General features: G+C 68.0%; 5 protein-coding genes. 2 read left to right on the top strand and 3 right to left on the bottom strand.

The annotated features are described in order from the left end of the window. Positions 1–244 (top strand): IS4 family transposase (locus RKP46_RS01430; protein WP_311104977.1); only part of this gene is annotated, 244 nt, incomplete at its 5' end. Positions 245–504: 260 nt separating this feature from the next. Here the strand turns inward: RKP46_RS01430 and RKP46_RS01425 are convergent. From RKP46_RS01425 to RKP46_RS01415, 3 genes are all read right to left on the bottom strand, one after another. Beyond that, positions 505–1,200 carry a hypothetical protein gene (locus tag RKP46_RS01425; protein WP_311104976.1) on the bottom strand — a complete coding sequence of 232 codons (696 nt, stop codon included), beginning with the start codon at positions 1,198–1,200 and terminating at the stop codon, positions 505–507. A gap of 478 nt (positions 1,201–1,678) precedes the next feature. Then, on the bottom strand, positions 1,679–2,026 hold the full coding sequence (gene tnpB / locus RKP46_RS01420) for an IS66 family insertion sequence element accessory protein TnpB (protein ID WP_311104975.1): 348 nt from the start codon (positions 2,024–2,026) through the stop codon (positions 1,679–1,681). Between the two features lie 235 nt (positions 2,027–2,261). Then, a complete protein-coding gene (locus tag RKP46_RS01415) occupies positions 2,262–2,843 on the bottom strand; it encodes a Pvc16 family protein (RefSeq protein ID WP_311104974.1) in 582 nt (193 codons plus the stop codon). Positions 2,844–3,688: 845 nt separating this feature from the next. Between RKP46_RS01415 and RKP46_RS01410 the strand changes: the two genes are divergently transcribed. Further along, positions 3,689–6,100 carry a hypothetical protein gene (locus tag RKP46_RS01410; protein WP_311104973.1) on the top strand — a complete coding sequence of 804 codons (2,412 nt, stop codon included), beginning with the start codon at positions 3,689–3,691 and terminating at the stop codon, positions 6,098–6,100. Positions 6,101–6,121: the final 21 nt, after the last annotated feature.

Below are 6,121 nucleotides of genomic sequence, written 5' to 3'. Positions count from 1 at the left end.
CCTACGCTACCAGACGCCGTCAGGGATTTCACGCAGGGTTGCCGAAAGGACACCGCCCATCGTCCCTGAAACGCCACCGACTCTCCATCAAGCGGCCCACATGGTCGCTCGCCTCGGCGGCTTCCTCGGCCGCAAAAGCGACGGCGAACCCGGCGCTCAAGCTCTCTGGATCGGCATCCAGCGACTCGACGACATCACCAACATGTACCGCGTCTTCGCCACGCCCCCACCGCAAGCGCCTTGAGCTTGGCCAACGCACATCGTGCCCTTCTTCCTGCAGGAACAAACCATAGCGCTACCGTCTGCTGACGGGTTGTGGGAAAGGGTAAGCGCATGACAGGGCCCGGTTTTGAACAAGGCGATCAGACCATGGGGTGTCTCGGCGACGACACCGGAAGTGAACACGCCAGTGCGATCGGCAGAGGCGCCTGCCGGCAGCGCTTCGGCGCGCGCCTCTTGCGTCAAGCTCAGGATGCGCGTCGTGTCATCGTTGTACACCACGGTTCATTGGGCTGCCTGCCGTAGCAGTTCGTCGAAGACCGGGATGAGGGGGACGGCAGCGGCGGCGACGACTCCCCATTGCGTGCCGACCGGCATCGGGATGGCCAAACCCTGTTCCAGCCGCTCAATGCGGTGGAACGGCAGACCGCAGCCGTATTTGAGAAGCGCGATCATCGCCGCGGCGCTGTCGTCGTACTTTACCTTGCCGACGCCGAGCGGGGGGTCGGCGGTAAACAAGGTGCCACACAAGCCGCAACGCAGCCGTTCGAGTTCGTAGACCTTCGCGAGTAGCGGCGCGACGCCGGAGATACGAACCAGGACCGCCGGCTCTCCTCGTTGCCCATACACCCGGCCGGCACACCCGGCGACGGGACACGGATCGCCGTGCCGTAAGGTCGCATGCGGTACGGCAATATACGGCGCTTGCGGATAATCGGCCGCCCCATTCCTTCCGTGCCCTGGGCGCTTCTTGCTGGGCTCGGCTAGCGTGGCGTCCGAAGTCGCCTCGCCGGCGGCTTTCTCGTCGTCGCCTTCCGCCGGACGGGCCGCCGTGTCCGCTGGCGGCGTGTCGCCCTTCTCCGCTTCCCCGAGTACATTGACCGTGCTCTCGGTCGGCGCGCCGAAGAGAATCCGCCGTAGCCGTGCCAGCGTGGTTTCCTTGGTCTCGCGTTCGGCGGTGATCCGCGCAAGCGTGCCCACCGCTGCCTTCAGCGTCGCCTGTTCGGCCTCGGCGGTCTGGCTCCACTGCGCTCGACGATGGCCTCGATCTCCTGCACCGGGATGGCCATCCGCTGCAGCGGGTTGTGTGCCGGCCGCTTCCGGTGGGATGCCCGCTCTCGGCTCCGGCTCATGGCCCTACGCCAACGAACTGGCCGAAGTCCCCCCGCAACCGCTTCCGGGAACGCTTCGAGTGATGCCAGTGGTCCTCGCTCCCACTGGGCGCGCCGGCGCTCGCCACCTCCGCGGCGCAAAACTCCGGTCTGCCAGCCCAGCCTGGCCTGGCGAACTCGCAAGCGCCATTCTCAGTCCTCCAGCAGTGACCCTTTCACCCAAGGTGTTCTGCCAAAGACGGGCGACGATGTCTGGCCCTTTCGCAAAAGCTCGTCTTCGGTATCCCCGTTGCGCTGGGTGGCGACCGGCTTTCGGAAGTTCGGTTTGCCGGCTGCCCTCGCCAAGGTCAGGCGACCGCTCGCCACTCCGGGATTCCGTCGGCCGCGGCGTAGTCGCCTCCCGCGAGCAGGAGCGCCAAGGCGTGCGGCGCGAGGAGCGTCCCCGGTGAGGCCTGCGGCCAGAAGGCGAAGCGCCCGGTCGATAGTCGCTTTTGACAGAGCCAGAAGCCTTGCCCGTCGTAGATCAGGAGTTTGACCCCCGTGCGCCGGCGATTGCAGAAAACGAACACGCCGCCGCTGAACGGGTCTTGGGCCCGTTTCTGCCGCGCACGTCGGGCGAGACCGTCGATGCCGCAGCGAAAATCCGCTGGCTCGGCAGCGACCCAGACACGCAGGCGCGCGTTCAGTGCGAGCATGGTTGGACCTGCCAGAGGCTACGCGCGACCTCGACGAGATGGCTACTGGCCGCTGGCGGCAGTTCGATGCGCAGCGCGCGGCCCGACCGGTCGCTGAGAACCAGGACGCAAACGGGTGGCGCCAGCGGCAGGCCGAGATCGAGTTCGACGAAACTCGATGACGCGGGCGCGCTGCGCGCGTCTTCGCCGGCGTTCCTGGCGGTCAGGCGGTGCTTCAGGCTCTTGTAGTGGAGCTTCAGCGCGACGGCAACGGGGGCGATGCCGTACCGTTCGGCGAGTTCGGTCGCTTGCGACCACAGCGCCTCCGGGATACGCGAACTCCGCCGGCGGGTGCTCCTCCATTGGGCAAGCGCCGTTGCGGCTTCGGCCAGTTCCGGGGCGGTTGCAGGTAAGGACGGTGACATCGGCAGGCCTCTCGAACGGTCCTTACGGGCCTGCCAAGGTACCAGCACGGCGCCGGGAGTTCACGCAGCATTGCCGAAAGGACACCGATGATCTGCATCGCCACCGCCAGATAGCCGACTTCGCTGTCGTTCTTCGTGCTCCAGCCGATGAGCAGGACGTGCAGGTTGACCGGGAGTTCCGGGCGCCGCTGGCGGCGGTTTTCGGCCGGCGCCAGGTAGCGGTTGCGGGCGAAGGGGTCGACCGCGATGCGGTGCAGGTAGATGCCGAGGTTCTCGCCGGCAGGCGCCGTCGCCAGCGCCTGCGCGCCAAGGATGAGCGCTTTCGGGTTGCCGCCGGCGAGCGCCGGCAGGCGCAGATCGGGGCGATCCTTCAAGGCCTGCAGCACGCCGAGGACAGCCCGGTGAGTCGCCATCAGGCGCTCCGGTCGCCAACGCGGGCCAGCCCGTCGGTTGCCGTGCGCCGGCCCGGCCGGGCAGACGGCGAAACCTTCGCCGACGGCGCCGGCTGTGGCTTCGCCCGACGTGCAGCAAGCTGGCGTCGATCATCGTGCACGCCCAGGCCGGTCATCTTGCTTGCCCTCGCTATGACTCTTGCTTCGCACAGACGGCGGATGCGGTCCGCGCCTCCGACCGGGGCGCGGCCTGGACGCCATCCGGAAAAGACCGGCCGCCGACTCGCCACACCACTTTCGACAGCGCCTTACCAAAACCGGAAGCATCTGCCATTCGGTCATGCTGCGTTTATCCTGGCACAGGACAAGGCTGTGTGCCAAGCACGATCTATAGCCCAATACAATTCAACTTTCACGCGCCGCTGGTGGCCGACACGCGCGTGGCGTACGTGTGCAGCGCATGACGCCGCTGGTCCGAAGCGGCAGCGCAAGCCCTGCGCTGCCGGTCGAGGGACTTGGCCAGGGGGTGATCGGCCTGTCCGGCACGCTTGCAGCGACCGGTCAAAGCTCCTAGGATTGCGGGAAAAGACAAGCTGGCCATGGGTGCAGCCCGGACGATGAGCTTCGCCGGTTGGCAAGGAGTGAATACTTGAGCAGCGACACACATTGGACCACCTTGGCCAGCGAGCCGACGCCGGTCGGCGCCAGACGCGGGCCTTCCCGGTCAAGGCGTCATGGCTGAGCCGGCCGCGCCACCTGCAATCGCCCCCGCCTCGCCGAGTCCGCCCGCCCCAGCGGCGCAGCGCGCCTCGTCGCGAGCTCCACGCCGGCGCCGGACCTCAGCCCCGGGCGGCGGCTTTACACGCTTGATGCACGCCGCTCTGGCGCTGATCTGTCTGGCACTCTGTGCTGCGCTCGCCTGGCATCACCCGCTGTCGGGCGCGCTCGCCTTGGGCATCTGCGGCGCCCTGGCGCTGCTCTCCGCCTGGCGGCCGCTGGCCGGATTGGTCCTTCTGCCAGTGGCGCTGCCGGCGATCGGGCTGATGCCGTGGACCGGCTGGCTGACTTTCGAAGAACTCGATCTGGCGGTGCTCGCGGTCGCCGCCGGTGCCTATGCGCGCGGTGATCGGGCAGCGTCGCTGACGGCGGCCGGCGGCGCAACCGCGCTCAAGCGATTGCTCGTGGCGAGCTTTGCCGCGGCGCTGATCGTCAGCATGACGCGCGGCTTTGCCGACGCGGGCGGATTCATCTGGGGGTGGTGGCAGGGCTACCACGAGCCGATGAACAGCCTGCGCGTGGCGAAGAGCTTTTTCCTCGCCATGCTGCTCGCGCCTTTGTGGCGCATCCAGTTGCGGGCCAGCCCGGACCGCGCGGCGCAGTGGCTGGGGAGCGGGCTGGCTGGCGGGCTGCTGGTCGTCGCGCTGCTGGCGCTCTGGGAACGGTGGGCCTACACCGGCCTGGCCGACTTCTCGCGCGACTACCGGGGGACGGCGCTGTTCTGGGAGATGCACGTCGGCGGAGCGGCCTTCGACGGGTTCCTGGTGCTGACGATGCCCTTCGCCGTACGCGAACTGCTGCGGCCGATTGGCGTGTGGCGATGGTCGCTCGCCGCGGCGGCCGTCGTGCTCGGCGCGTATGCCTGTCTGACCACGTTTTCGCGCGCAGTCTACCTGGCGGTACCAATCAGCTTGCTCGCGCTCGCTGTCTTGCGTGCGCAATCGGCGCGCCGGCTGAGGATTCGCAGCAGCACGGCAAGCCCGGCCGGCGGTGCTGGCGCGGCCTGGCTGATCGGCGCAGGCTTTGGCGCTGCCGCCGTCGCCATCTTCCCAACCAGCGGCTACCGCGGCATGCTGGCACTGTTCGGCGCAGTCGCCTTGCTGCTGCCGATGGTCACACCGCTGCGCCGTATGCCGACAAGTGGCTGGGTGGTCGGCGTGCTGGCCGGCCTGGTGTTGTCGCTGTCACTCGTGCTGCTCGCCTACCTGCTGCCCAAGGGGCCGTACGTGGCGTATGCGCTGGCCTGGCTCGCTGGAGCGCTGGCGCTGCTCGGCGCACTGCGGCGATCAGCGGCGACGCGCCTGTCGCGGTCGGCAGCGCTGCTCCTGGCAGCCTGGTTCAGCTTGCTTGCCGCGATGCTGCTCGTCGCCTGGCACTGGGGCGGCGCGTCGGCTGTCGCGCCGATGGCGCTGGTCGTCGTCTTGCTGCTGGCGGCGGTCGTGCTGGCGGGTCGCAGCAAGGCCGCGCGTTGGCCTGAGTCGTTGCGCTGGCAGGGAAGCCTGCTCGGTGCACTGGCCGCGCTGGCAACGACGGTCAGCGTCGTCTTCGGCGGCGCGTACATGAGCGAGCGTTTCGCCACCGGTGCGCGTGATTTCGACGGCCGCCTGGAGCACTGGTCGGCCGGATTGGCCTTGCTCGACGACCCGCTGACCTGGGCCTTCGGCAAGGGCACGGGCCGCTACCCGGCAAACCATTTCCTCTCCGGCAAGCTCAAGGATCAGGTCGGCGACTACCGTCTGCGCGAGGAGGGCAGCGAGCGCTCTCTGGTGCTGACCGGTGGCAAGCACCCGATCGATTGGGGCGAGTTGTTCCGCATTTCGCAGCGGGTGGCTCCCTTCGTCGGTCCGGTCAGCGTACGCGCGGACGTTCGCTCGGCGACGACGACCGGTCTGCACTTCGAGATCTGCCGCAAGCATCTGCTTTACGACGACGGTGCGTGCATGATCGGCGTGCGACCGGTGAGCGCGCAAGCCGGGAAATGGCAGCCGGTGGAGCTGCAGTTGCCAGGTGCGGGCTTGTCGAGTGGCGATTTCTTTGCGCCGCATTTCATCACCTTCTCGGTCGGCGTCACTACCAGCGGCGGCCTCGTTGAACTTGACAACCTCAGCGCGCGCGACGCGGGGGGACGCGAGTTGTTGGCCAATGGTGACTTTGCGCGCGGAATGGCGCGTTGGTTTTCGTCCAGTGACCGGCACCACCTGCCCTGGCATATGAAGAACATATTCTTGCACGTGCTCTTCGAGCAGGGCTGGGTCGGGCTCGTCCTCTTCTCCGCGCTTGTCCTGGCGGGGCTGTGGCGGGTGTCCGTGGGCAGCGCGCGCGACCACAGCATGTCGGCCGCGCTCGTCGCGGCGATCCTCGGCTTCCTGGTCGTGGGTCTGTTCGACAGCCTGCTCGATGTACCGCGCGTGGCGTTTCTGTTTTATCTCGCGCTACTCGTCGCGCTTGATCTGCCGAGGGAGAGTCATCGGGCGGACGCCAGTCCGCCTCCCCTGCGCTGAACGCCCGCGCAGATTCGGCGA

It is taken from the genome of Accumulibacter sp., from assembly GCF_031732815.1.
Classification (GTDB): domain Bacteria; phylum Pseudomonadota; class Gammaproteobacteria; order Burkholderiales; family Rhodocyclaceae; genus Accumulibacter.
The sequence above is the reverse complement of the archived record's forward strand: the minus strand, read 5'-3'. Positions and strand labels throughout refer to the sequence as shown.

Coding starts and splice junctions, on each gene's coding strand:
- tnpB (WP_311104975.1), bottom strand. CDS start 2,026: ATGCTCGCACTGAACGCGCGCCTGCGTGTCTGGGTCGCTGCCGAGCCA.
- RKP46_RS01415 (WP_311104974.1), bottom strand. CDS start 2,843: ATGGCGACTCACCGGGCTGTCCTCGGCGTGCTGCAGGCCTTGAAGGAT.